At 44.3% G+C, this 26,515-nt stretch carries 20 protein-coding genes and 1 tRNA gene; 2 read left to right on the top strand and 19 right to left on the bottom strand.

What is annotated here, in order from left to right:
- Positions 1-267: 267 nt before the first annotated feature.
- Positions 268-339: transfer RNA gene (locus tag DXA57_RS10170), tRNA-Gln, on the bottom strand.
- A gap of 414 nt (positions 340-753) precedes the next feature.
- Here DXA57_RS10170 and DXA57_RS10165 point away from each other — a divergent pair.
- Positions 754-1,923 carry a cation diffusion facilitator family transporter gene (locus DXA57_RS10165; protein WP_117767194.1) on the top strand — a complete coding sequence of 390 codons (1,170 nt, stop codon included), beginning with the start codon at positions 754-756 and terminating at the stop codon, positions 1,921-1,923.
- A 199-nt stretch (positions 1,924-2,122) separates the two neighbouring features.
- Positions 2,123-3,589: a nicotinate phosphoribosyltransferase gene (locus tag DXA57_RS10160; RefSeq protein ID WP_117767192.1), complete on the top strand. Its 1,467-nt coding sequence runs from the start codon at positions 2,123-2,125 to the stop codon at positions 3,587-3,589.
- A 401-nt stretch (positions 3,590-3,990) separates the two neighbouring features.
- Here DXA57_RS10160 and DXA57_RS10155 read toward each other — a convergent pair whose 3' ends face one another.
- From DXA57_RS10155 to DXA57_RS10070, 18 genes are all read right to left on the bottom strand, one after another.
- Positions 3,991-4,587 (bottom strand): class I SAM-dependent methyltransferase, encoded by a 597-nt coding sequence (locus DXA57_RS10155; RefSeq protein ID WP_117767190.1) that lies wholly within the window; start codon positions 4,585-4,587, stop codon positions 3,991-3,993.
- 44 nt (positions 4,588-4,631) lie between these two features.
- Positions 4,632-4,964, bottom strand: coding sequence for a hypothetical protein (locus tag DXA57_RS17495; protein ID WP_243005766.1), 333 nt, complete (start codon positions 4,962-4,964; stop codon positions 4,632-4,634).
- A 727-nt stretch (positions 4,965-5,691) separates the two neighbouring features.
- Complete coding sequence (locus tag DXA57_RS10145) at positions 5,692-6,462, bottom strand: amidohydrolase family protein (protein WP_147345684.1); 771 nt, start codon at positions 6,460-6,462, stop codon at positions 5,692-5,694.
- A 69-nt stretch (positions 6,463-6,531) separates the two neighbouring features.
- The gene (locus tag DXA57_RS10140; RefSeq protein WP_117767186.1) at positions 6,532-7,365 is read right to left on the bottom strand and encodes a carbohydrate ABC transporter permease; all 834 of its coding nucleotides are present in this window, start codon (positions 7,363-7,365) and stop codon (positions 6,532-6,534) included.
- Between the two features lie 14 nt (positions 7,366-7,379).
- Complete coding sequence (locus DXA57_RS10135; RefSeq protein WP_117767184.1) at positions 7,380-8,276, bottom strand: carbohydrate ABC transporter permease; 897 nt, start codon at positions 8,274-8,276, stop codon at positions 7,380-7,382.
- A gap of 62 nt (positions 8,277-8,338) precedes the next feature.
- Entirely contained in the window at positions 8,339-9,586 is a 1,248-nt protein-coding gene (locus DXA57_RS10130; RefSeq protein ID WP_117767182.1) for an ABC transporter substrate-binding protein, read from the bottom strand.
- Between the two features lie 203 nt (positions 9,587-9,789).
- Complete coding sequence (locus DXA57_RS10125) at positions 9,790-11,340, bottom strand: response regulator transcription factor (RefSeq protein ID WP_117767180.1); 1,551 nt, start codon at positions 11,338-11,340, stop codon at positions 9,790-9,792.
- On the bottom strand, positions 11,312-13,096 hold the full coding sequence (locus DXA57_RS10120) for a sensor histidine kinase (RefSeq protein ID WP_117767178.1): 1,785 nt from the start codon (positions 13,094-13,096) through the stop codon (positions 11,312-11,314). The genes DXA57_RS10125 and DXA57_RS10120 overlap by 29 nt, the downstream gene beginning before the upstream one ends.
- Positions 13,097-13,221: 125 nt before the next feature.
- Positions 13,222-13,491 (bottom strand): hypothetical protein, encoded by a 270-nt coding sequence (locus tag DXA57_RS10115; RefSeq protein ID WP_117767176.1) that lies wholly within the window; start codon positions 13,489-13,491, stop codon positions 13,222-13,224.
- A gap of 344 nt (positions 13,492-13,835) precedes the next feature.
- Positions 13,836-14,012 carry a hypothetical protein gene (locus DXA57_RS17210; RefSeq protein WP_158571298.1) on the bottom strand — a complete coding sequence of 59 codons (177 nt, stop codon included), beginning with the start codon at positions 14,010-14,012 and terminating at the stop codon, positions 13,836-13,838.
- A gap of 366 nt (positions 14,013-14,378) precedes the next feature.
- Positions 14,379-15,209 carry an Rpn family recombination-promoting nuclease/putative transposase gene (locus tag DXA57_RS10105; protein ID WP_117767171.1) on the bottom strand — a complete coding sequence of 277 codons (831 nt, stop codon included), beginning with the start codon at positions 15,207-15,209 and terminating at the stop codon, positions 14,379-14,381.
- Between the two features lie 79 nt (positions 15,210-15,288).
- Positions 15,289-15,981 carry an HAD family hydrolase gene (locus DXA57_RS10100; RefSeq protein WP_147345683.1) on the bottom strand — a complete coding sequence of 231 codons (693 nt, stop codon included), beginning with the start codon at positions 15,979-15,981 and terminating at the stop codon, positions 15,289-15,291.
- Positions 15,982-16,067: 86 nt separating this feature from the next.
- The gene (locus tag DXA57_RS10095; RefSeq protein WP_117767167.1) at positions 16,068-17,303 is read right to left on the bottom strand and encodes a hypothetical protein; all 1,236 of its coding nucleotides are present in this window, start codon (positions 17,301-17,303) and stop codon (positions 16,068-16,070) included.
- Between the two features lie 610 nt (positions 17,304-17,913).
- Positions 17,914-19,884 (bottom strand): oleate hydratase, encoded by a 1,971-nt coding sequence (locus DXA57_RS10090; RefSeq protein WP_117767165.1) that lies wholly within the window; start codon positions 19,882-19,884, stop codon positions 17,914-17,916.
- A 229-nt stretch (positions 19,885-20,113) separates the two neighbouring features.
- Positions 20,114-20,698, bottom strand: a complete 585-nt coding sequence (locus tag DXA57_RS10085; RefSeq protein ID WP_117767340.1) for a TetR-like C-terminal domain-containing protein — start codon at positions 20,696-20,698, stop codon at positions 20,114-20,116.
- A gap of 144 nt (positions 20,699-20,842) precedes the next feature.
- A complete protein-coding gene (glmS, locus tag DXA57_RS10080; RefSeq protein ID WP_117767163.1) occupies positions 20,843-22,681 on the bottom strand; it encodes a glutamine--fructose-6-phosphate transaminase (isomerizing) in 1,839 nt (612 codons plus the stop codon).
- Between the two features lie 3 nt (positions 22,682-22,684).
- Positions 22,685-24,043 carry a phosphoglucosamine mutase gene (gene glmM / locus DXA57_RS10075; RefSeq protein ID WP_117767161.1) on the bottom strand — a complete coding sequence of 453 codons (1,359 nt, stop codon included), beginning with the start codon at positions 24,041-24,043 and terminating at the stop codon, positions 22,685-22,687.
- 542 nt (positions 24,044-24,585) lie between these two features.
- Complete coding sequence (locus DXA57_RS10070) at positions 24,586-26,502, bottom strand: glycoside hydrolase family 127 protein (protein WP_117767159.1); 1,917 nt, start codon at positions 26,500-26,502, stop codon at positions 24,586-24,588.
- Between the last annotated feature and the right edge of the window lie 13 nt (positions 26,503-26,515).

Here is a 26,515-nt window from a genome sequence, read left to right as displayed (position 1 = left end):
TGGTGCAAGGGTGGGGGTGGGTGGATTCCCGGGTGGGCTGTGCGGCTGCGCCGCAGGCGCCTTGGCTGGCCGGGGGTGGTTTCTCACTACTCCGCGGGCTTAAGCTCAAAAGCTTCGCTTTTTCGCTTTGCGGCATTCGCCGCATACAGGAATAAAGAAAGAACCCGGAATGTGAGCAAGCTCCCCTTCCGGGTTCTTTCTTTATTCCTGTGCCCGGCTCATTGCTAGATAAAAAAAAGGATTGTCTTTTCTCAAGACAATCCTTAACTGGGCTACAAGGATTCGAACCTTGAAATGACGGAGTCAGAGTCCGTTGCCTTACCGTTTGGCGATAGCCCATCGTGACACGTTTTTGTTTTGCTTCTCTGTGTTGCTTTGTCGTGTCCCTCACAACACAATGAATTATATACGATGTTTCCGGATTCGTCAACCCCTTTTTTGAAATTTTTTTAAAAATTTTTTCAATTTATTTTCCGATGCCCGGAAACCCGCATAAAACCGGCATTTTTCGGTGTTTGTGATTTTAAAATTTTTCTGATTTTCATGTCTTTTTATGAAAAACATGCGAAAGAAAAGTTTTTTCCGAGGCCGATCCAACCCTTGATCCAAAAAAACTTTTATTTTGCTCTGGTCAAATCTTAGTTCACTGAGTATAATGGAAGCGATACAGCAAAATCAAAATGTCTGCTCTCGCCGACATTTTCCGGGGGCAGTTTTTTTCTGCCCCCATCATTATTATATAGGGGGATATTTATGACTAACTTTCTGGTCAAGCATTTCGTCCATAATTACCAGGACACTGAGGACCTGGAAGTCCGGACCGCTTATGGGATTCTGGCTGGGGTCGTGGGCATTTTCTGTAACCTCTTCCTCTTCGCAGTGAAGTTCATCTCAGGAAGCCTGCTCCACAGCGTAGCCGTCACGGCAGATGCCTTCAACAACTTCTCTGATGCCGGTTCTTCTATTATCAGTCTGGTCGGCGTCAAGATGGCGGAGAAACCGGCTGACAAGGATCATCCTTTTGGTCACGGGCGGATCGAGTATATCGCTGCTCTCATCGTTGCCTTCCTGGTTCTAGATGTCGGCTTTGGTTTTTTCAAGGATTCTTTTGCAAAGATCCTTCATCCGGAGGAACTGACTTTCCATGCACCTTCCGTTGCGATCCTGATCCTTTCCATCGGAATAAAATTCTGGATGAGCCGGTTCAATCTTTCTCTCGGGAAAAAGATCAATTCCAAGATCATGATGGCTACTGCTGCTGACGCTATGGGAGATATGATCACGACTTCCGTTACGATCCTGTCGATCCTGATCTTCCACTTCTTCCATTTAAATGTGGATGGTTTTATCGGAATCATCGTTGCCGCCATCGTCATGTGGGCCGGTGTCGGAATCGCCAGGGATACGCTTTCTCCGCTGATCGGTGCGCCCGGTGATCCGGAAACCTGTCAGGCCATTACCGATCTGGTGGAAAGTTACGACGGCATCATGGGAACCCACGATCTCATCGTACACAACTACGGCCCCGGCAGGAGCATTGCTTCCATTCATGCAGAAGTTCCTCAGGACGCAGATATCCGTGCCTCTCATGAGATCATAGATAAAGCGGAGCGGGAAGTCAGCCGGAAGTTAAATATTCTTCTGGTGATCCATATGGATCCTATCGAAACACATGACAAACGTGTCCTTTCTGTCCGTTCTCAGGTTGCAGAAGCAGTACATACCGTCGATCCGGAACTTTCTTTCCACGATTTTCGTATGATTGACGGAAAAAATCAGATCAATCTGATTTTTGACCTGGTCATTCCGGATAAAGTCAAGGATCCGGAGCTGATCAAAAATCAGGTCATTGAGGTTCTGAAAACAAAGGATCCCCGTTATCACTGTATCATCACCGTGGATACAGACTTTATTTCCTATTGAGCAGCCAAGTTTCAACATTTCTGTAAGCTTTGAGAAACCTGCTCCTGTACAGTTGTTTTTTTAAAAAACGGCTGCCGCCAGGCGGATATCCATAATCCGCTTTGTTACTTGCCCATAACCGGATGACGCTTATTGCTTTGCGCAATTGAAGCAGGGGACTTGCTTGATTCGGTTAAATTATAAAAAAGAGGTAATCACTATGAGTACAATGAATCTGACACTGCTGACTGATTTCTATGAGCTGACCATGATGCAGGGATATTTTAAATCCCAGAACAAAGAAAAAGTCGTCTTCGATGCTTTTTACCGGAAAAATCCCTGTGACGGCGGCTATGCCATCGCTGCAGGTCTTGAACAGGTCATCGATTACATCAAAAATCTTCGTTTTTCCAAAGAAGATGTCAATTATCTCCGTGACCTTCATGTTTTCGATGAAGATTTTCTGGAATATCTGGAAGACTTCCATTTCAGCGGCGACATTTATGCCATTCCGGAAGGAACGGTTGTTTTCCCCCGCGAACCGCTGATCAAAGTCGTAGCACCTATCATGGAAGCGCAGCTGGTGGAAACTGCCATCCTCACGATCTTGAACCATCAGAGTCTGATCGCAACCAAGGCTGCCAGAGTCGTTTATGCAGCAAAAGGTGACAGCATCATGGAGTTTGGTCTTCGCCGTGCCCAAGGTCCGGATGCAGGTGTCTACGGTGCCAGAGCGGCTGTCATTGCCGGCTGTGTCGGTACTTCCAACGTACTCTGCGGCCAGCTCTTTGATGTGCCGGTCAAAGGAACCCATGCGCATAGCTGGATCATGAGTTTCCCTGATGAATACACCGCATTCAAGACCTATGCTGATCTTTATCCCAATGCCTGCTGCCTGCTGGTAGATACTTACGACACGCTGAAATCCGGTGTTCCCAATGCCATCCGTGTTTTCAAGGAGATGCGCGAAGCGGGCATTCCTTTGAAAAATTATGGTATCCGTCTGGACAGCGGCGACCTGGCTTACATGTCCAAGCAGGCCAGAAAGCTTCTGGATGCTGCCGGTTTTGAGGATGCTTTCATTTCCGCCTCCAGTGACCTGGATGAGTACCTCATCGACAGCTTGAAGACTCAGGGTGCAAAGATCACTTCCTGGGGTGTCGGCACCAACCTCATCACCAGTAAGGACTGCCCGGCTTTCGGCGGCGTATACAAGCTGGCTGCTGTTCAGGATGCAGAGACCGGTGAATTTATCCCGAAGATCAAGCTTTCTGAAAACACGGAAAAGATCACCAACCCGGGTAACAAGACCATCTACCGGATCTACGACCGGCAGACCGGCAAGATCCGTGCAGACCTGATCTGTCTGGCGGATGAGACGTTCGATGAGACAAAGGATATGATCGTCTTTGATCCGCTGGAGACTTGGAAGAAAACAAAGATACACGCCAACACTTATACTTTAAGAGAGCTTCTGGTTCCGGTATTTAAGGACGGTGAGTGTGTTTATACGTCTCCTTCTGTCATGGAGATCCGTGACATCTGTACCAGAGAAAAAGAGACTCTCTGGGATGAGACCAAACGTCTGATCAATCCGCATGAGGTTTATGTGGATCTTTCCGATAAGCTTTATAAGATCAAGTCTGAGCTGCTGGAGAAGATGGGCAGAGAGGCACTGGAGTATTAAGTAAGAGAGATTGAAAATTGAAAAGCCCGGGAGTGCATATGGTTGTGCATGACCCGGGCTTTTGGTAATATGTGGTTATAGATGGCTTCGAGGACGCACCCCGTCCCGATTCCGCCAGGCTTTCAGTTGCGGCGGGGCGAAATTCTAAGGCTTGCGGAAATCTGCTAAAAGCATTCGTGGAAATCCATAACTCGCTTCGCTCAGACAATGGATTTCCGCTCATAGCGCAGATTTCTGCGAGCCAAGAATTTCTGCCCTGCCTCCACATGACGCCTGACTGGAATCGGGATGGGGTGCTGGTTTATGATAGCAATCCGCTTCGCGACTGTGGTAAATCGGACATTCGCAATCCGCTTCGCTACTTGCTCATGAACGCAGTCGCTTCGCGATCTGCGTTCAAATCATACCACTTCAAAGATCAGGATCTTCTCGCGTTCATTATTTCCCTCAAATAGATCCCTGGTATCGATTTCGTCGTAAAACAGGAGCTGTTCTTCTGTCATCAGGCAGCTGACGTATTCTTCGGACGGGTAGTAGAAAAACAACAGCATCTCGCGGGGATTTTCGTAATAGGAAGTGTAGATCTGGGCCAGAACTTTCTGCAGAAGTTCTACAGAAAATGGATTGAAAAAATAGCAGCGATCCACTTCTACCGGTACGGGATAGGTTTCGGCTGCCTGCATTTCAAAGACAGTCCGCTTCCCGGAAACGGCACGGAGTCTGTTTTCTTCTGCCCCGGAAAAGATCCGTTCATCGTATTCTACACCAATGGAACGGCAGCGTGTCTGATAAGATAGAAAAAAGCAGACTCTGCCTTTGCCGGTGCCATAGTCCAGGAGGGTGTTGTTTTTTCCGATAAGCCCGCTGTTTGCCAGACGCTCCAGTACAGAGTAGGGCGTCGGTTCATAGGGATAACGGTACTGGTCTGCGTGAGAATCGTCGCGACCGGTGGTTTTGATTTTTAACAGTTTGTCCCATTGGGATTCGTTTTCATTCATAAAGTTTTATCTCCCGGGTATTACTCTTGCTGGAAAGTATTTTTTCAATCCAGAGTTTCCTTTTTTATGAGTGTTTCTATCTCTTCGGCTTCCATCCTTGCAACTCGGGCGATCTGTTCAAAAGAAAAGCCTTCTCTATGCATATTTAAAATAAACTCTGCTTTTTCTTCTATACCTTCGCTTAAATTACACATAAGTTTCACGTCCCTTCTTTCCTTTTCCGTCAAAGGAATCTTATATTCCTCTCCAATGATTTCCAATTTCTCCTGTTCGACCAGCTGCGTAGAAAATAAGGCAGCAAGTAGACGATGGAGTTCGTATTTCTCTTCATGCGCCGGAAGATCATTCGTGATCCCAATAAGAATGATGTTCAGCAAATTGAGGTTTCCACCCCAGTATGAGCTTCCAAATGGTCTTCTTTCATCAAATGAATAAAACTCATGCTGTTGACATCCATGTTCATACAGATCCAGATGCTGAATACCCGTTTAATGTCATCATAATCAGAGCCAACAAAATCCCGCTCTTTTTGAGATGATATCAGACGACTTGCATAGAAGATCGCCCGGTTTAGTATTTTGTACACTGTCGGTTCACTCTTCTACGACTCCACAAAAGGCTAGCAATCTACTGCTATTATAAGGAAAAATTGCATCAGGAATCAACCGGATTTTCCATAGACAAATTTTATTTTTCTATTTTCCCGCAGCCATAACAATATCATATGTAGATGCATTTTTTAATTATTATTTTGCATATAAGATATAATATTTTATATGTTTTTATGGATTTTTTTGATACGGGCTACACCGAAGCTTTTCAAGTGTACAAGCGAATTTACAGATAAGTCACTGAGCTGATTATTTCAAAAAGTGCTGTGCTAGCTAAAGCTGCTGGAGTAGATGGGCAAAGAGGCACTGGAGCATTAAGTAAGAGAGATTGAAAAATTGAAAAGCCCGGGAGTGCATATAGTTGTGCATGACCCGGGCTTTGTAGTGTATTTAAGAATGTGTGTTGGCTTCGAGGACGCAACCCATCGCGATTCCGCCAGGCATCGTATTGTGCTGTGTTTCAAAGCAAAAACATTAATTCAAATGTCTTTTTCTAGTTATTATTCATAAATCTCATAAAATTTTCACAGAAAATACTCTCTTTTATTTTTTCTGATAGTCTAAGTTCCTTGAAAATCTCCTCGTCTCTCTCTCTGATTCGTTTCGCATATTCCCAGTTATAGCCTTCCGCCACATTGTCGCTACCCCAAAAGGTTGTCTGTTCCACATCAAAACCATTTCCATAAACGTCCGTTAAAACCGGTTTTCTGAATGTCGGCGGTGTTCCCGGTGTCAGATCAAGGAACAACTCAGCTGCTTTTCCTCCAGGATTTCTTTTCAGAAAAGCATTAAATTTTCCATAAACAGCAATACATTCTCCAGTCCAGGGCCATGATACATGAGCAACTGAAAAACGCAAACCAGCCACAGATAAAAGAGGTTCAAATTCACAAGGTCTATTGTATTTTCCTGATGCATTGATTCCATCGTAAAGGATTCCAGAATGGAACATAAGTGGCATATGTTGCTCTGCTATCCAACGGTATACTTCCATTGCCTGCGGATTCCATGGATAAAAATGGCTGCAGATGATTTTATAACCGTATACACCCGCTTCTTTTGCCAGCTTCACCTGCTCTAGAGCATCCTCATCCGTTGGATCAAGGAAATAGAATGGATATAACGTATCACGTCCTTTCACATAGGTCATCAGTTTCTCTAGTCTCTCCTTTGGAGTACCTGTTTTTCCAGGTCCAAGCATTCCGTCCGGCGCGGGTGAAAAAACAACCGCTCCATCAAAACCAGCCATTTCAAGTCTTTTCATAAATTCACCGGAATCCTTTTCCTGTCCATGCATATGTACATGTGCGTCTATTCTCATATCATCTCACCTTTATCCTTTCAATCCTGAAAAAGCTACACCTTCGATAAAATATTTCTGTCCAAAAATATAAATAATAATCATCGGTATGACCGCCAAAACGCCTGCTGCCATCAAAAGCTGATACTGTGTGCCATGTTGTCCCTGCAACGTTGCCATCGCAACAGACAGCACACGCATTTTATCAGAACTGGTAGCAATCAGCGGCCACAGAAGATCATTCCAACACCACAGTACATTCAACACTGTGATTGCTACGATGGAACTTTTACATAGAGGCATTTCAATATTCCAGTACAATCTGAAATAAGAACAGCCGTCTATCTTTCCCGCATCTTCCAGTTCCCTGGGAAGTGATGCAAAAAACTGTCTCAGCATGAACATAGTATATACACTGAATAGATTCGGAATAACAAGTGCCTTTAAACTGTCCACCCATTTCAATTTTGTGATGATCAGATACTTTGGAATCATCGTCATCTGTGATGGAACCATAAATACAGTCAAAAGCATATAAAAGAGTAAATTTTTTAAGGGAAAATTCATCCTTGCAAAAGCAAATGCGGATAAAGAACCAATGAATAGCATCAACGAGGTCGTAATCACAGTAACGAGGATCGTATTTCCATAATATCTGACAAAATCCAGCTTTACGAGCACTTCCCGGTAATTATTGAGATTCCACACAGAAGGCAACCACTGAATCGGGATTTTGACCGTCTCCGCATAGGTTTTAAAGGATGTCAGTATCATCCACAGAAATGGTACCAGCATGACAACTGCCCCTAAGGTCAGAATCGTATAGGAGATGATTTTTTCTCTTAGTTCTCTGCTTTTTTTATTCATACCAATCTCCTCCCCTATTCGTAAAATACCCATTTATCCTGTAACTTAAATTGTACAACGGTAATCACTGCTATCATGAAAAACAGAATCATTGCTTCTGCGGACGCGCCTCCCATATTCAGAAATTTGAATGCTTTATCATAAATTCCAAATACAACCGTTCTGGACGCATCCACAATCGGTCCTCCCTGATCAGCCTTTCCGATAAAGGTATAAATGATATCAAAGGCACGCATGCTGTTCATGATACTCATGGTTGTCAGGAAAAATAAGGTGGGGCTCAATAACGGGAATGTGATTTTCCAGAAAATCCGGATACTGCTTGCTCCATCCAGCCGCGCCGATTCATACAGAGACGGGGAAATTCCTTGCAAACCGGCCAGCATGATAATCGCATTATAACCGACTCCGCTCCAGACACTGATTATCACTAGAGAAGCCATAATATATTTCGGATCTGAAATCCATCCCGGTGTTGGAAGATGCAGTACTCTTAGGAAAACATTCACCAGTCCCACTTTTGAATTTAACAGAAAACGCCATACCATAGCTACTGCCACCGGCATAACAATATTCGGTAGGAAATAGATTACGCGGAAGAAACCAGTTGCCTGAAGTCCTTTATTTAAAAGGTTCGCAACGCCCAAAGATAACATCAACGTGATCGGTACTACTGCAATGGTATAGACTAGCGTGTTCCTTATCTCATATCTAAATTTTTCATCTTTCATAAGATTCACAAAATTTGTCAGACCATTAAATGTCTTTTCTCCCAATCCATCCCATTTCATTAATGATAAACCTGCAGAATACAGGATTGGTACAATTCCGAAGATCAGGGTGCCTATCACCATGGGAGCTATAAATACATAGGCCCAGAACCATTCTTGTTTAAATTTTCTTTTCCTCATACGATCACCCTTTTGAAAAATGGGCCGCTCTACCGCAGCCCATTCCCATTTTCCTGTTTCTTTTATTCCTTATTTACGGTCTCAAGCATTTTTTCCTGCGCTTCATCCAACATTGCCTGAATATCTGCATTTTCATCTACCCACATAGCGGAGATCGTATCGGTAAAGATCTGAGCGGTCTCTGAATGATTTTTTGCATAATATGGATTCGGAGACGCATAAGCTACAGAATCCAGAAGAATCTGCACATCCTGATCCGGATAGAGTTCCAGCCACTGTTCAGATGTTCCCTCATATGCTGGAATCGCTGCTTTTGCAGTTACCTCCTGAGCTTCCTTTGTCGCTGCAAATTCAACAAATTTCATTGCGGCTTCTTTATTGCTGCTGTTTGCTGCCACACTGTAAGCCAGTCCATGAGTGGTTGCTCCTTTTTTTACCTTCATCGGCAATTCTGCTATCTGGCAGTCACTTCCCAATGCCTCTACATAAGTCTGAATAGACCAAGAACCACTGGTGATCATCGCAGCCTGTCCGGAAATGAACATATCATCCGGTGCAAATTCCAGAAGTTCCGTACCTGTCGGTGCTACTTTGTATTCATACATGAGATCATGCTCGAACTGTAACGCCTCTGTCACTTCTTTTCCATTTACTGTTGGCATACCATCTGCATCTACCAGAGAACCGCCATTTTCATAAATAAAGTTCTGATATCCACTGTTTCCATCCGGTCTTGCGATAAATCCATAATGGCTCTCATTGGTGAGTGCCTGTGCTTTTTCCAGAAGATCATCCCAAGTCCAGTCTGCTGTCGGATACTCTACTCCCATCTCATCAAAAATAGCTTTGTTATAATAGAGTGCCATTCCATCATAATCCTTTGGTACACCATAAATCTTTCCATCCTGCGTATACATTTCTGAAACAGCCTCAGGATACTTACTCATATCCACTCCTGCTTCATTCAGATTATCTGTAAGATCCAACAAAAGCCCTGCATTCATATAATCTGGTGCATACATATTCATCCAGAATACATCCGGTCCTGTTCCCGTTGGAAGAGCTGTTTTCAGTTTCGTCCAGTATTCACCCCAGGGTACGATGGTAGACTCCACAACTATCTCATCCTGAGATGTCTCAAACATAGAGATCAGCTCGTCCATGCCTTCTTTCTGACCTTCATCCCAATAGTAAAAGTTGATAACTGTCTTTCCATCGGATGCCTCCACAGAAGGGATTCCTCCCAATCCGGAAATTGCCAGTCCTCCTGCAATTGCCAGTGCCATAAAGCCTTTTACATTTCTTTTCATACCTCGTACCTCCTTTGTTTTTTTGTGACTGTAGTATATAAAATATCAGATGTAAAAAACATTGAAAATATTCGTTTTCCTGTGTCATAAATCCTCTCTCTTCGGATTTCTCTTCTTTTTTGTATCATATTTTCTTCTATCGTATCATATCTTCGCTTCTATACAGAAACAGACCAACAGGTGTTTTACCTGTGGTCTGTTTCTCAGCCCCGGATATCCGATGGCGTTTTTCCTGTCACTTTTTTAAAGGTCTTACAAAAATGATGATAGTCCGAAAATCCCGTCCGCTCCGCAATCTCATAAGTTTTTAGCTCTGTCGTCTTTAAAAGTTTCTCTGCTTCCTTCAGACGAAGTTCAGTAAGATAACTCACAAAAGTCTCTCCAGTTTCTTCTTTAAATATCTTACAAAAATATTTCACTGACAAATGAAACTGATCCGCTATGTCCTGAAGCTTAAGTTTCTCACTGTAATGAACTGCCAGGTACTTTTTTACCTTCCATATGGTTGCTGTTCTGGAATCAATCTGTTCTTCTTTTTTCCTATTTTCCGCAAAAATTCTATCCAAGACCATCAGAAAATAATTGCAGCAATCTTCCATCGTCTCCTGATGATACAACCTTGAAATCATATCATATTCTCCCATAATAAGATTTTCCAGAAGCTCTCTTCTATCATAATAGCGCATACTTCCAACAATGACATCTGCCAGAAAATGAGCAAAGTCTTTGGCATTTTTCTGCTCATTTTTTAATATGCTCTGACAGATTTCCTGAAGACACTTGTTAATCTCTTCCGTCTTTTCCTCACCAAATAATTTCCGCATCTTAAAGTAGTCTTTCTGATACAGACTTACAAGATCATAGCTTCTCTCCATCCATTCTTTAAATTCCAGATATTCTTCATTCTTATTTCCATAACAGCTAAAAAAATGGGCTTCTGCCGCCATTTGCATCTCAGAAATGCCCCTTTTCAAGGAAGCTTTTCCTCTCTGAATCCCGGAGCAGCTGATCCAAACAGGAATTTCTATGTATTCTTTCACTTTCTTCCATAAATTTTTCCGGGCAGATGGAAGTTCATACCCTTCTGTTTCCTTAAAAAAGAACAGACCTGAAATTTTTTCCTCCTGCTTTACCAAGAAAGGAAACATTCCTTCGTCAAAGCATCCCGTCAGCACCTCCCCCGCCAAGGTAAGCATGGTCGCTCTTTTTGATTTTTTCGTTTCTCCATGAGGAACCCTTATCTCCATCAGAAAATAGGGATATTTTTCAAACAGATCACAGAGTTCAAACAATTGCTCTTCTGAACCGCCATCCAGAACTTCCCTCAGCGCATGACTGATCCGCTGCTGTTTTTTCTGTTCTTCTCCCTGCTCGCCTTTGTTATCCTGCGCCTGAATCTCTTTTATGACGGCAGCAATATCCTTTCCTTCCATCAAGGGTTTAAAAAGATAATCAAAAGCGCCCAATTTCATGGCTTCACGAACGTATTCATACTCATTAAAACAGCTGAGCACGACAAACTTGGGATTTTTCTCATATCTTTTTCGTTTTTCCAGCACCCGGATTCCATCCATTTTAGGCATCTTAATATCCAGAAAAACAATATCCGGCTTTTTTTCTTCGATCTGAATCAGTGCTTCCTCCCCATTTTTCGCCTCCCCTACGATCTGGCAACCCAGTTCCTCCCAGGATATCACAGAACGCAGTCCCATGCGAAAGATCGGTTCATCGTCCACCAGCAGTATCCGTTCCATTTTCCTTCTCCCCTTCCTCCAAAGGTGCTTCCGTTATTACCGGTATCTTAAAGAAAATTTTTGTTCCTTCTCCCGGCTGACTCTCAATATTCAGCATGCTTGCTTCGCCAAAATGCTTTTTCAGACGCTCATTCACGTTATAAATGCCAAGTCCCCGAAATGCTGACTGATTCCGCTGCATTTCCTCAGACATTCCTACACCGTTGTCTTTTACCTGAAAATGAATCCAGTTTTCCGCTTTTTTGATCCCGATAAAAATCTTTCCTTTGCCCTCCATCGGCTCCAGCCCATGAAAGACCGCATTTTCAGCCAGCGGCTGCAGTAAAAATTTTACCGTATAGCAGGGAAGTGCTTCCGGATCTACCTCATAAATCACATCAAAATCATCCTGATACTGCGATTTGATCAAATCCAGATAACTTGACACATGTTCTAGTTCTTTCTCGATCGGCACAAAGGTATTGACTCTTTTTCCACTGAATTCCAAAAGCTTAATCAGAGAAACGATCATATTGCTGATTGATTTTTCTCCGTGCATCATTGCTTTCCAACGAATGACATTCAGTATATTGTAAAGAAAATGCGGATTGATCTGCGCCTGTAGCATTTTTATCTCCAGTGCCTTCTTTTCCTGTTCCTCCGCCCGTACGTCTTCCAGAAGCTGTTGGATATGAGATAACATATTGTTAAAACCCTTCGATAATATCTCAAGTTCCACGATTTTCTGGTCTGTCGGTACCGATACATCCAGATAATTTTTTTCCACCAATTCCATGGTCTCTGCCAGCTGTTTGACTGGTCTGGTGATATGTCTTGAGATCATGTAGGCAAGCACGATGCCTGCAATCAGAATCAAGATACCCAGAATCATGCTCTGCATGGTGGACTGCTTTCCATATGCCATCAGCTGTTTTTCATTTACAAACATAGCAATGTACCACTGAGGAGTCGATACTCTGGTCACAAGACAGGTGTATTTTTCCCTTCCACCACTCAATGCAATCTCGTTTTCCCCGCTTTTTATCCGTTGAAAAAGTTTTTTCTCCTCTTCGTTTGTCGAAAATCTTCCTTCCGGATGAAAAATCAAATTACCCTTTTTATCAAAAACAAGGATCGAATTTCCCATATCATCTTGAATTTCTTCTGCAAGGCTGCGAATACTGGAATATGCGATCTCAATGAGGAAATTTCCTGCAACATCACTTGTCTTTGCATATGCGACCTTCCTTATCCAGCCAAAAACAGGTGTGTTCATCCTTTCTATGTAAGAATTGCAGTAAACCGGAGAAAATCCCTCCAGATAATAATCTACAAAGTCCTGATACCAGTCATACTGCTGCAGCATCTCAAAGTCTGCTGTATCTTCGGATGAAATTTGATAATATTTTCCATCAAATTCCAGACTCCGGATCATCGTATTGTTTTTCTTGATTTGAGAAAAGATATTCTTGATATAAGTTTCATTCTTTTCCCGTTCTTCTTCGCTTTTAGGCTTCGCGGACAGAATCGCTCTCGCCTTTGTATCAAACAGGAAGGAGTAGGAGCAGGTATTTACAAAATTCATAATGTTTTCCATCCGCATCGATAGCTGATAAAGCATGGAAGATGCCGTCTGGATCTCATTCTTATAGACAATATTACTCGTGTTATGAAGCCAGATGCCATTTATCAAAATCAACGGCAACATGCCTGTCAGAATCATGGCGGCGCAGATTTTATAAAACAGTGATTTTTTCTTTCCTTTTTTCATTTTCATCGATACCTCCGGGAGATATTTATTTTTCGCCTCCCTTATTACCAATATACCACATCCTCAACTTATTGAAAGTCAAAAAAACAACAGACCTTTACGAATCTGCTGCTTTTTGTTATTTCTCCTGTTTAACAGGATGGAGGCACTTCTTTTATGATTGTTTTTATCTCTTCGATTTCCATCCTTGCAACTCGGGCGATCTGTTCAAGAGAAAAGCCTTCTCTATGCATATTTAAAATAAACTCTGCTTTTTCTTCTTCTCGTCCTTCTGCTCTTCCTTTCTCCAATGCTTTTTCTTCTATACCTTCGCTTAAATTACACATAAGTTTCACATCTCTTCTTTCCTTTTCTGTCAGAGGAATCTTACTTTGCATATTCATCATACTGTGCTTTTTCATCGGCAGCTGCTACTGCATTTCTCATCTCCGTGTACAAACGGTACAGCCTCCTTTTGTATTGTCCAGGTATCTTCTACGACTCCACAAAAGGCTAGCAATCTACTGTTATTATAAGGCAAAATTGCCTCAGGAATCAACCGGATTTTCCATAGACAAATTTTATTTTTCTGTTTCCCCGTAGCTATAACAATATCATATATAAATGCATTTTTTGATTATTACTTTGCATATAGGATATAATATTTTATATGTTTTTATGAATCTTTTTGATACGGGCTACACTAAGGCTTTTCAAATGTACACGCGAATTTACAGACAAGTCAATGGGCTGATTATTTCAAAGATTAGGATCTTCTCGCGTTCATTATTTCCTTCAAATAAATCCCCTGGTAACCGGCTCTCTGCAGGCAATAACCGATATACGTTTCCCGGTCCATCTTTACCAGACTGTCTGTATAATATTCGTCTTCATCCGCAAACAGCATATGAAGCCGTCCTGCTGCTGAACGGAATCCTTCCATATCTCCACCCTCTTTTTTTCTGAAATATGTCATTTTCTTTCACAAGTTTTCGTTTTATATATAAATTTTCTTTTTTGTTTACTCGTTGTACACAGTTTGTGTTTTTAAATATACCATAATTTTTTTCTGTATTTCTAATTATACCTACTATAAATACTTTTAAAACCAAAATTTTATATTTCCCTTTTTTCACGAAAAAACCTCCGCGCAGAAGTTTTTCCTGACTGCACGGAGGCTTTTATGCGCTTATTCCGATAAATACATGATAGATAGAATTCTTCCTCGTATTTATATGTATAAAATGATGGGGAATGATAAGACGTATTTTGTCCAGAATGGACATAGATATTTTATAAGAATAGTTGATTACATATGCCTGCAAAAATCTTCTAACGAAACTGCTTTCGTTGAGAGCAAGAGCCAGCTTTTCAGTTTTTGAGGATTTTTCTCTGTTTTCATCTGATTTTTCAATTCTTCAGGTACAGAAAACTTAGAATCGAGAATTGTAAAAATGCTTTCTAAAATACCTTCCTGTTTTTCTTTTTGCAACATCTCTTCTAACAGCATATAACGTTCCTCCATTGCACGACTGCTTTTTATCTCCTCAATATAGCATTGAATCTGATTCACAAAGGAACCTGGCGTTTCCTGGATCACTTTCCTTCCGGAATTTTTCACATAATTTAAAAATTCCACAAGTTCCGGAGAAATTCCCTCTTCTTTTTCGCCTCTGGTATTCAGATATACACTTATTACACCATCCGTTACCGCCTTTCCGGTTTCTTCACAGTTTGTTCTGGTGTAATACCGGTAAAAGCCATCTCCAAACGGATCAAAATCGCAGATAAAGATCACATAGGTATCCGGTAAATTTTCATAGGATTCTCCGGCAAGCAGAGCATCCATATCCAACTGAGCATGATAATACCTGCTCCTTTTCGGAAGATAATCTTGACGAGCCACCTGCATTTCCACATTGTACCTCGTATGCTTTTCGTCTGCAGCATATACGTCCAGGCGAACTCCATGGTATTCCGAATGATAGGACATCGTCTTTTCGGTCTGTACCTGAACACTGGCAATGATAATTCCTAAGGAAAGCTCCAGCAGTTTCCTGCAGATTTCCTGGTCTGTCATAACTGCTGCAAATAAAAAGGCATCACGAATCGTCAGATTTTTAAATTTTTTATTTTCCATTATTTTCCTTCCTAAGAGGAAGAATTCTTAATGTAAGTATAACTTATATTTTATTTTTTTACAATTGGATTTTGCAAAATTATTCAACTTTCTCTTTATAAAAATGTTCTTTCACATAGGGAATCACCTGGGCGAGATCGTCAAGTTTCGCTTCGATGAGTGGTTCCAGTTCCGGAGCGGATCTGAGAATGTCCGGTATCATGATGGGAAGCATGCCTGCGTTCAGGGCGGATCTGAGGCCATTCTGAGAGTCCTCTAGAACCAGCGTTTTTCCGGGCTCTGCTCTAAGAGCGGTTCCTGCCTTTTCATAAATTTCCGGATCCGGCTTGGAGCGGTGTACCTGGTCACCACAGATGATCACAGAAAAATCATCCCATACACCACAACCTTTCAGTTTCTCCTTTGTCCGCTCCTGACTGGATGAAGTGGCTACTGCCAGAGCAAAGCCTTCTTTTTTCAAAAACGCCATCAGTTCCGGCAGACCTTTTTTCACAGGAACGCCCTCTTTTTCCTGAATCATTCTGCTCTCCTCCCGGTAGACCTCTGTAAATTCAGCAAACGGAAAATCCTCTCCGTACACGCGTTTAAAATATTCTTCCCTGCCTTTAAGATTCATGCCGAGGGTATGATAAATGTTGTGCCCCAGAGGACCATAGCCCATTTTTTCTCCGGCTATATCCCAGGAGCGCATGACCAGCCGTTCTGAATCCAGCATCAGACCATCCACGTCAAAAATCACTGCCTGAAGCGGTCTTTTCTTCTGCACTTCCACTGTTTTTCCACCTTTCCGAATGTACAGAGTCCTGTTTTCCACATTTTACCGAAAAACAGGAGCTCCTGAAATATGCTTTTTCATGCTTACTTGCAATGGTACCAGGTTCCATCAAAATAAACGAGGACCTGTATTGCCTCTTCTGTCACATCTCCGGGAAGGACTGCCTCCAGGTTTACTTCTTTTTCTTCTCCGGAAGCCATGTTTTCCGGAGTGCTTACCTGTCCCCGGTAAAGATTTCCGTCTGCAAGGATCAGAAGACCAAGATAAGCATCGCTGCTGCTCTCTTTTTCAGAAAGGTTGTTTACTTTGGCCGTCAGATGCAGGTTTTTTGCACCGCCCATGAGATTTTCGGAAGAGTTATCCACCGTTTTGTCTGTGTTTTCCACTTCAGAAGCTGTATCTTCTTCCGTCTCCGCTCCAGCATTTTCTTCTGTTTCACCGGAAACGGTATCTTCTCTGCCTTCTGCTGTATCCAGAACCCATGAACCCATGGTAACTGCTGCAAAATCCGCACATTCCAACGTCTGTCCCTCTTCCAGAGTCTCTCTGTTCCCCGGATGGGTCGTGGTATCAAAACGGATCTCATAGGTGTTTCCGTTGAGTTCTGCTTTTCCGATAAAGCTTTCGCTGGTCTTCGGAACCAGGGTAATATAATGGAAGCTTCCCGTTTCTCCCGCTGCCAGCATGGTGTCTTCGGTAAGGTCTGCTCCATGGGCGGACTCTTTGCGGATCAGGCTTTCCTCATAGTCTGTGGTGTGGTCATTCAGGGTGAGGGTGAGAAGTTCCGATACATCCATATCCTCAGAGCCTTCGTTTGTCACCTCGAAAATCAGGTCCGCATACTGCATATCTGTCTCCTGGGAATCGATACGGCTGCTCCCGGCAGTAATGACAGGAGGCTGGACGGCATCCTCTACCCAGATTTCTTTTAAGGTTACGGAATAAAGGCCTTCTTCACTTCTGGCCTGATCAAAATGGATCCTGCCGTCATCCTGCGCTGCCCCGGAAGACGTGCTTCCGTCGCCGGAAACCGTTCCTTCTCCGCTTCCCTGGCTGTCGCTGCTGCCGGAATCTCCGCTTCCCACGTTCTGCTTCGGAAGACCGTACTGTTCACAGATATCATTGTATTTACCGCTCAGGTAATCCTGATACGCCTGGTTGGCTCCCGCCATATCCGGTGAATAACCGTATGCCTGAAGCATGGATTTGACGTAGGCTTTCTCCTCGTCGGTGTAAGCCTTTGCGTGAATGCTTCCCAAACCCAGAGACAGGCAGGCTGCCATACTTAAGAAAAATGCGATTGATTTCTTCTTATTCATATAAAACTCCGTTTCTGATGTTGGCTGGTAACTATTCAGGCACCACTGTCCCGCGAGGTGTTTGGGCATGAATATGTCAAAATCCCGAAGGTTGCACGTGAAGGTACTGAACAGTTACGCTGTCGATACAACAACGTTAAAAATGATTTCAGATGCGGTTTGATTATATGATATTTTTTCCGGGACGTCAAATGGGAAACGCTTTATGAGAAAGCGGAGGAAATTATGCAAAGGAGGGCGGCTCAAAGTCGCGAGCCCGCCGCCCTCCTCTGCACTCCTCCCAACGGGCCCGCTTAGAAAATAGGGGGGCTTACGTCAGACTGCTACGCAGAGATCATATGGTATTTCGTGTCTCATATTGAAACCAAGTAAGCAAAGCAAATATTTGCAGCCCGCTTTGCTACCTGCTCATGAACGCAGTCGCTCCGCGCACTTGAAGCGGGTAAATGCTTATTCTGCGTTCATCTTCTCACTATGAAGCACAAACCACCATATCATCGCTATGCAGCAGTCTGACGTAAGCTCCCTATGTTCTAGCGTGCCCTGGAAGAGGGGTGCAGGGGGGAAACCAGGACTTGCGCAACTCTGATGGTTTCCCCCCTGCAATTCTTTATTTCAACATATAATCTTTCAAGATCCCATGTTCTTTTAAAAGATCTTCAATAATGGTTCCTTTAACGACCTTCAACAGCGGTTTTTTGATGAGGTTCAGCGGACCGGGCAGTTCGATCTCCAGCGGAGATTTGCCATCCATGAGTTTGACGCTGGAATCCAGAAGATCACGGACATCATAAACGCTTCCCCATACTTCCGGAACACCTCTGTCCACACCAAGCAGGCCATATACGGCTTCCATTGCAGTACGTACAGAATACTCTGTCGTGAAGATGGTATCTCTCGGAGTTTCTGCGAACTGACCGAGGAAAGCGAAGTTCTTGCAGCCATCCGGAATGACATCCGGGCGGTCACCCTTTGCACGGGGCATGAAGAAGGCTGTGATATACGGCATCATGGTCGGTACGCTGACAGCGCTGTGCTCAGCCAGCTCTTCGATCTCTTCTTCGGGTACTCCCAGATGATACAGCCACTCTTCGGTGATCTCTTTACCGGTACAGTCTTTCATCGGTTTCTTGATGTAATCACCAGGCACATCGGTGAACAGGCCATAAACCCATACGCAGACTTTCTCCGGATCCTGTTCCTTGAACTGTCCCTGACGGTTGATGGTCCAGCTTAAAAGCCACTTGGAATCCTGACAGCTTACGATACCGCCGGTAACCACCTTTCCGGTTCTCGGATCACGTTTGCAGATCTTGGTGATATACGGAATGATCTTATCATCCAGTGTGGTAATGGTTGCAGACTCCCAGTTGGTCTTTGCCACATCGGAGCAGAATTTTTCCGGATGACCGAAGGACGGATCCTGTTTTGCGATATTCTTCCACAGGCTCCAGCAGCCGCTGGTACGAACCTCTGCATCACCGTTGGGTGCATGATTCTGATCTCCGTAAATCGTGCCCTCGGTACAGCTTCCGTTTGTAACGAATACCAGATCGTTTTCTGTGAGGATGATCCCTTTCTCCACACCGTTTACCTTGCACTCGATCGCTTTTGCAACTTTTTTGCCGTCAGAGATCTCAAAGATCACATTGGTCACTTCGGTGTTATACTGGAAATCCACGCCGGCATCCTTCAGATATTCCACCATGGGAAGGATCAGGGACTCGTACTGATTGTAACGGGTAAATTTCAGAGCACTGAAATCCGGAAGACCGCCGATATGGTGGATAAATCTCTGGAAGTAAAGCTTCATCTCCAGAGCACTGTGCCAGTTTTCAAAAGCAAACATGGTCCGCCAGTACAGCCAGAACGCGGAATCGAAGACTTCCTCATCAAATACATCTTCAATGGTCTTATCGTACAGGTCTTCGTTTTTGGTAAAGAAGAGTTTCATGATCTCCATGCAGCCCTTCTGGCTCAGATTGAATTTACCATCTGTATGAGCATCTTTTCCCCGTTTTACGGTCGCACGGCAAAGGGAATAGTTGGGATCATGTTTGTTCAGCCAGTAGAATTCATCCAGTACGGAAGCACCCGGTTTTTCCAGAGAAGGAATGCTTCTGAAAAGATCCCACAGACACTCGAAATGGTTTTCCATTTCACGGCCGCCACGCATCACATAACCTCTGGTCGGATCAAAAATACCATCGCAGGCGCCGCCGGGAACATCCATTGCCTCAAGTACATGGATGTGAGAGCCAGGCATCTGACCGTCACGAACCAGGAAGCAGGCAGCTGCCAGAGAGGCCAGACCGCTTCCTACCAGGTAAGCATGCTTGTCATCGACGCCTTCCGGTTTCTCCGGACGGGCAAAAGCTTCGTAGTTTCCGTTGGTATAGTAAATACCCTTGCTGTTCTTCTGATTCATGCCACGTTCCGTATTGCGGTAATCACTGGTCGTTTTCTTCACTTCCGCCTTTTCCACGCTTTTTTCCTGACGATTCTTTGTTGCCAGTGCCGCTACTCCTGCACCTGCTGCCACCAAAGCTGCCAGTCCTAAAGAAGAATGTTTCTTTGCCATAGTAAAATCCCCTTTCTAGTAAAGCGGACATTCGCAATCCGCGTTCAAACTTCGTTTTGATAAGTGTTTGCTTTCTTGTTTCTGACCGTATTCTACCGCAGTCTTTTCCCATCTTCAATTAACAAAGCCGGAAGAATGATAAACTTTTTAACAATCCGCCCCGTTTGTAAAGTATTCCCCGTTTTTTCCCGAAAAAAACAGACCCACCGTTTCCGATGGATCCGTTTTCTTATTGAAAAATTTTCAGTTCTCCCTTTGCCGCAGCCTCTGCATTTTCCAGGGAATGGATGATATTTCCATGCATGGTGATACAGATTTTTTCTGCCAGCTCTCTTGGTTCCTCCTTCATTCCACGACGGATCCAGTCCAGCATGACACCTACAAAGCTGTACTTGTAAAAATGAGCGATGAACTCCCTTTCTTCCTTCTGGACATCCATTCCTTCCGCCTGTTCTTCCACCACACCGGCAATGAGATCGTAGGTCAGGCTGAAAAGATAGTTTTCGATCTGCTCCCGGCTCACACAGCGATAGACATTCAAGATAAACGGTTTGTTTTCCTGAACCACCTCAAAAATCTGAAGGATCCCTTCCTGCCAAGTCGCGTACGTTTTTTTCCCCTGAAGTGCCCGGGCGGCATCCTCGATGCATGCCCACTCCACCAGGTCATAAATGTCTTTGAAATGATAATAAAAAGCCATCCGGCTGATGCCGCAGTCACTGGTCAGATCGTTGATGGTAATCTTATCCAGCGGCTTTTTCAGAAGCAGTTTTTTCAATGAATCTTCCAGTGCGTACTTTGTCAGGTTCTGCATAAATCGAATCCGCCTTTCTCTGCCGGAAGCTTTCTTATGCAGGAAACCTCCGGTCCATTTTCCGTAACTGTCCATTTCCTTCACAACAGCTTCTGAACCGTTTGCCATCTGTCGTAAAGCGGACATTCGCGATCTGCATTCAGTTTACTCTACTGTCACACTTTTGGCAAGGTTTCTCGGTTTATCTACATCAAGACCTCTGGCAACCGAAATATAATAAGCCAGAAGCTGCAGCGGAATCACCGCCAGGCTGGTAGCAAAACAACTCTCCGTCCGGGGAACATAGATCGTAAAGTCCGCAATATCCTCCATGGAGTAATTGCCGTAACCGGTCAGTCCCAGAACAGAAGCTCCACGGCTCTTAACCTCTACCAGGTTGCTGATTTCTTTTTCAAAAAGCTCCTGCTGCGTTGCCACACCGATCACCAGAACGCCATTTTCTACCAGTGAAATGGTCCCGTGCTTCAGTTCTCCTGCCGCATAAGCCTCGGAATGAATATAGGAGATCTCTTTCAGTTTCAGGGAACCTTCCATGGAAATGGCGTAGTCCAGTCCCCGTCCGATGAAAAAGACATCTTTCGTATGCGAAAATTTGTTGGCCAGCCACTGGATCCGTTCTTTTTCATCCAGAATCCGCTGGATCTTTTCCGGAAGCTTTAACAACTCCTTTATATAATGATCCGCCTCTTCTCTGGTGATACATTCCCGCACTTCTCCGAAAAGGATTCCAATAAGATAAACAGCCGCCAGCTGCGTACTGTAAGCCTTGGTGGTCGCTACGGAGATTTCCGGTCCTGCCCAGGTATAAAAGACACTGTCCGCTTCTCTTGCAATGGAACTTCCCACTACATTTACAATGCCAAGCACCGGAAAACCACGTTTTTTTGCTTCCCGGAGTGCTGCAAGAGAATCTGCCGTCTCACCGGACTGACTCACGATCACGACCAGCGTATTCTCAGAGAGGATCGGATTCCGATAGCGGAATTCCGAAGCCAGATCGATATCCACCGGAATACCGGAAAGCTCCTCCAGGACATATTTTGCCGCTGCGCACACATGATAAGCAGAACCACAGGCCACCATCTGGATCCGGCTGATCTTCCGGATATCCTCATCGGAAAGACCCAGTTCTTCGATCACGATCCTGCCATCCTTGATCCTGGGATGGATGGTATCTGCCACAGCTTTGGGCTGCTCATAGATCTCCTTCAGCATGAAATGCTCAAAACCGCCTTTTTCCGCGGATTTTGCATCCCACTCCACCGTCTGAAACTCTTTTTCCAGTACTTCCTGATCCACATCGTAGAAAGTAATGGAATCTTTTGTAAGCTCTGCGATCTCCATATCGGAAATATAGCAGACATTCTTTGTATATTTCAGAATTGCCGGTACATCAGAAGCAATGAAATTTCCGTTTTCCGACCGACCAATGATCAGCGGACTGTCTTTTCGTACCGCATAAATCTTTCCCGGCTGGTCTTTAAAAAGGATTCCCAGTGCATAGGAACCACGGATACGGCTCAGTACCCGCGCAATGGCTTCCAGCGGATTTCCCTTATAATAGTAATCCAGAAGATGCGCCACCACCTCCGTATCAGTCTGAGACTGAAATTCAAACCCTTTTTTCTGGAGATATTCCTTCAGTTCCTTGTAGTTTTCGATGATGCCATTATGCACCACAACGATCCTTTTATCCCTCGAACAATGAGGATGGGCATTGGCTACGGAAGGCTCCCCGTGGGTTGCCCAGCGGGTGTGACCGATTCCGCAGGTACCGTTTACTGCATTTCCATTGTCTGTCATCTCTTTCAGCGCCTGAAGCCGTCCCTTTGCCTTCAGAACTTCGATCCGGTTCTCGCCGTCCCGTACATCGGAAACGGCAATGCCGGCAGAATCATAGCCTCTGTATTCCAGTCTGGAAAGACCGCTTAAAAGAACCGGTGCTGCATTCCAGGCTCCTGTATATCCAACAATTCCGCACATTCGTCAGTCCTCCCGGTAGCCCTTTTTCACGATCACCTCGATCACCTCATCCACATATTTTTCGCAAAGTGCCTCTTCTCCGGCTTCCACCATGACACGGACCAGCGGCTCGGTTCCGCTCTCACGCACCAGGATACGGCCGTCGCTTCCCAGTTTTTCTCCGACTGCTTTGACTGCTGCCTGGACATCCGGATCGTTCTGTGCAGCGGCCTTGTCTGTTACCCGGATATTTTTCAGAACCTGCGGATATACCGGTACCGGAGCTGCCAGCTCAGCCAGCGTTTTCTTCTTCTCCAGCATAACCTCCATCATTTTGATCGCGGTCAGGATCCCGTCTCCTGTTGTTGCATATTTCCGGAAAATGATATGACCGGACTGCTCACCACCTACACGATAACCGTTGGCAGACATATTTTCATAAACGTATTTATCGCCTACTGCCGTCTTCTCATACTCGATTCCGGCATCATCCAGTGCCTTGTAAAGACCAAAGTTTGACATTACCGTGGTAACAACCTTGTTTCCGGCCAGTTTGCCGCGCTCTTTCAGATAGCAGCCGTAGATATAGATAATCATATCACCGTTGATCACATTTCCGTTCTCATCCACACAGAGGCAGCGGTCTGCATCACCGTCAAAAGCAAAACCTACATCCAGGCCTTTTTCTTTTACCAGCTTCTGCAGTCCTTCGATATGCGTAGAACCACAGTTGGTATTGATGTTCGTTCCGTCCGGCTCATTGTTGATCACATAGGTCTTGGCTCCCAGTGCGTCAAATACACTCTTTGCGATCATCCAGGAACTGCCGTTTGCACAGTCCAGACCGACTCTTTTATTCTTATAGGAACGGGTAGCCAGAGAGATCAGATAACCGATGTAACGGTTTCTTCCCATCGCATAATCCACGGTGCGTCCGATCTGATCTCTGACAGCAAACGGGATCTCACCGGAAAGACCATCGATATAAGCCTCAATCTTCAGAATGGTCTCTTCATCCATTTTTTCACCGTTGCTGTTGATCAGCTTGATTCCATTATCATAGTAGGGATTGTGGCTGGCAGAAATCATGATACCGCAATCAAAATCCTCTGTTCTTGCCACATAGGAAACGGACGGTGTCGTTGTTACATGAAGCAGATAAGCCTCTGCTCCGGAAGCTGTCAGACCGGAAACCAGAGCATACTCAAACATATAGGAGGACAGGCGGGTGTCTTTTCCGATGACGATCTTACATTTCTCGCCTTCCTCTTTATTTCTTCCGTAATACCAGCCCAGGAAACGGCCGATCTTATAAGCGTGCTCTGCAGTTAACGTTTTATTGGCTTCCCCACGGAAACCGTCTGTTCCAAAATATTTTCCCATAATTATTCTCCTTAATGATCCTTTCTACAGTAATCTGTATTTCACAGGATTACTATCACGATGCCGGGCTTCCTGACTGCTTTCTTTCATTGCCCTGCCATTCTGGTATTTACCAGCTACAGTTACCTATACTACCACAAGTTTGTACTTTTGGCTAGTTTTTTTGCACTTTTTATTTCATTTGTGTATTTTCGCAAATGTGAACTGTTTTTGCAGCTTTTTTCTTTGCTTTTTTCTGCGGAAATCTGCTTTCTTCCCTCTGTTCTTTTTCTTCGTCCTGTTGTAAGATATGAATGATAAAAGAAAGCAGTGCATATTTCCATGTGAAAAACAAAAAGGAGCTTCTTATGGAAACAGCGGATCTCATGGAAAAAAGTTCCCGGAGCTACCGGCTACATGCTCTATCAGAAAAGCCAGAGCCAGATAACATAGAGAAATCCCCGGGAAGCAGTTGAGACTGACTCCCGGGGATTTCGCTGTTTTCTTTTATTCTGTTTTCCCTTGCATTACACCAAAAGTCGGAAAGAACGCCGCTCAGAATTCTATCTTCGAATCCACACTCGCATCTCTCCCAGACCTCGATTTCCCCACAAATAGTAAGGGATCGCCTGCATGGTTACTGTTTCTTCCCTGGGAGGTTCTGTGCTGTAAAGTTCCGGACTACTCACTTCTTTTATTCCTTTGATTGTCAGGCCCACAAAATTTCCAAGTTCCGAAAGTTCTCTCTCTTGAACCTCAATTTCTGCCTCCTCTGAAATGCGCAAAGCACTCAATTCTTTTCCGTTATCTGCTTCTTCCAGACAGTAAACCACCGGTCCTCTCATCAGTGCCACACAGCCTGCGTCTTTCCGAACTGCCTGATTTGCATAGACCCTTTTTACCGGAAGTTCAAGATTCAATGTTAACTGATCGCCGCTTTTCCAGGTTCTTGTCAAATAGAAGTATCCGTCTTTCTGTAATCCATCTGCAACTTTTTCTCCATTTAACTGTAATTCATAAGAAGTACACCAGCCTGGAATCCGGACTGCCAGCGTTTTTTCTCCTTCTGCCTCCAGGACCGTATAACGAAGGCTTCCCTTCCATGGATAAGCGGTTTCCAGATTTATCTTCATACCTGCCGTTTCCACCGTTCCCCCTACAAAAAGATGCGAATACAACGTTTTTCCATCTATACTTTCTCCCCAGACATACTTTCCTAGAGAAGCGATCAGTCTGGATACATTCGGGGGACAGCATGCACAGGCATACCACTCCGGTCTCTGGGGCAGGTCATGACGATATCCGTAAAGTTCTCCGGAAACTCCCGGTACTACTTCCAGTGGATTGACATAAAAGAATCTGCTGCCATCGTGCTGCATTCCACTTAAAATGCCATTATATAACTCTTTTTCCATGATATCTGCGTATTTTCCCTGCGGCTGCAGCTCCAACATCTTTCTTGAGAAAAAGACCATTCCAATAGATGCACAGGTTTCTGCATAGGCTGTATCATTAGGAAGATCATAATCGATGGTAAAGGCCTCTCCATCCACTGTAGAACCAATACCTCCGGTAATATACATCCTGGCATTGACCGCATTTTCCCAAATCTTTTCGCAGGCTTCTTTTAAGCCATCATCCTTCAACTCCCCTGCAAGATCCGCCATAGCCGTATAGAGATACATGGCCCTGACACTGTGTCCTTCCGCTGTGTTCTGTTCCCGTACCGACTTATGATTCTGGGAATATTTCCGGTCATAAGGATCCATAGGCCAATGTGTCCAGTTGATCTTCTTTCTCTCTACTTCAAAATAATTGGGTTCTGTTCCACGCTCGTTAATGAAATATGCCGCCAGATCCCTGTATTTTGTCTCCCCGGTCGCCTGGAAAAGCCGGAGTAATGCCAACTCAATCTCCTCATGCCCCGGGATTCCTCTTGTTTTTTCTTTTCCGAAACGACTGTCAATGTGATCTGCCGCTTTCTTTGCTACTTCCAGGAAATCTGTTTTTCCTGTCACTTCATAGTGAGCCACTGCCGCTTCAATCATATGTCCCATACAATAGAGCTCATGGCATTCCAACAGATTCTGCCATCTTTTTTCCGGCTCCTTGATGATAAAATACGTGTCCAGATAACCGTCTGGCTCCTGTGCCTTTTTCACCAGGCGTTGTACTTCTTCCAGACTTTTTTCAATTTTTCCGCTGGGATCCAGAAGGGATGCATAAGCTGCCCCTTCCATCCACTTTGCAAGATCACTGTCCTGAAAAACCTGACCGTAAAACTCGCCCTCTGCTTCTCCTGCCGCAATGCGGAAATTTTCAATTGCATGGCTTTTTTCAATTCCCGGAATCGCATCGTTCAAGATTTTTTCCTGATAAGGAATCACCACATCTCGTACCAAGTTCTGAAAATAACTCCAAAAATCATCTTTTACGGTTACTTTCTTCAGCTGGATTGCTTTTTCTGTCTTATCTGTCATTTTGCTTTCTCCT

Origin of the sequence: Blautia sp. OF03-15BH (genome assembly GCF_003463065.1) — a bacterium.
Lineage (GTDB): Bacteria > Bacillota > Clostridia > Lachnospirales > Lachnospiraceae > Limivivens.
Note: the sequence above shows the minus strand (reverse complement) of the source record. Positions and strands in the feature narration are given on the sequence as shown.

Coding starts and splice junctions, on each gene's coding strand:
- DXA57_RS10165 (WP_117767194.1), top strand. CDS start 754: ATGACTAACTTTCTGGTCAAGCATTTCGTCCATAATTACCAGGACACT.
- DXA57_RS10160 (WP_117767192.1), top strand. CDS start 2,123: ATGAGTACAATGAATCTGACACTGCTGACTGATTTCTATGAGCTGACC.
- DXA57_RS10155 (WP_117767190.1), bottom strand. CDS start 4,587: ATGAATGAAAACGAATCCCAATGGGACAAACTGTTAAAAATCAAAACC.
- DXA57_RS10145 (WP_147345684.1), bottom strand. CDS start 6,462: ATGAAAAGACTTGAAATGGCTGGTTTTGATGGAGCGGTTGTTTTTTCA.
- DXA57_RS10140 (WP_117767186.1), bottom strand. CDS start 7,365: ATGAATAAAAAAAGCAGAGAACTAAGAGAAAAAATCATCTCCTATACG.
- DXA57_RS10135 (WP_117767184.1), bottom strand. CDS start 8,276: ATGAGGAAAAGAAAATTTAAACAAGAATGGTTCTGGGCCTATGTATTT.
- DXA57_RS10130 (WP_117767182.1), bottom strand. CDS start 9,586: ATGAAAAGAAATGTAAAAGGCTTTATGGCACTGGCAATTGCAGGAGGA.
- DXA57_RS10125 (WP_117767180.1), bottom strand. CDS start 11,340: ATGGAACGGATACTGCTGGTGGACGATGAACCGATCTTTCGCATGGGA.
- DXA57_RS10120 (WP_117767178.1), bottom strand. CDS start 13,096: ATGAAAATGAAAAAAGGAAAGAAAAAATCACTGTTTTATAAAATCTGC.
- DXA57_RS10115 (WP_117767176.1), bottom strand. CDS start 13,491: ATGAAAAAGCACAGTATGATGAATATGCAAAGTAAGATTCCTCTGACA.
- DXA57_RS17210 (WP_158571298.1), bottom strand. CDS start 14,012: ATGGAAGGATTCCGTTCAGCAGCAGGACGGCTTCATATGCTGTTTGCG.
- DXA57_RS10105 (WP_117767171.1), bottom strand. CDS start 15,209: ATGGAAAATAAAAAATTTAAAAATCTGACGATTCGTGATGCCTTTTTA.
- DXA57_RS10095 (WP_117767167.1), bottom strand. CDS start 17,303: ATGAATAAGAAGAAATCAATCGCATTTTTCTTAAGTATGGCAGCCTGC.
- DXA57_RS10090 (WP_117767165.1), bottom strand. CDS start 19,884: ATGGCAAAGAAACATTCTTCTTTAGGACTGGCAGCTTTGGTGGCAGCA.
- DXA57_RS10085 (WP_117767340.1), bottom strand. CDS start 20,698: ATGCAGAACCTGACAAAGTACGCACTGGAAGATTCATTGAAAAAACTG.
- glmS (WP_117767163.1), bottom strand. CDS start 22,681: ATGTGCGGAATTGTTGGATATACAGGAGCCTGGAATGCAGCACCGGTT.
- glmM (WP_117767161.1), bottom strand. CDS start 24,043: ATGGGAAAATATTTTGGAACAGACGGTTTCCGTGGGGAAGCCAATAAA.
- DXA57_RS10070 (WP_117767159.1), bottom strand. CDS start 26,502: ATGACAGATAAGACAGAAAAAGCAATCCAGCTGAAGAAAGTAACCGTA.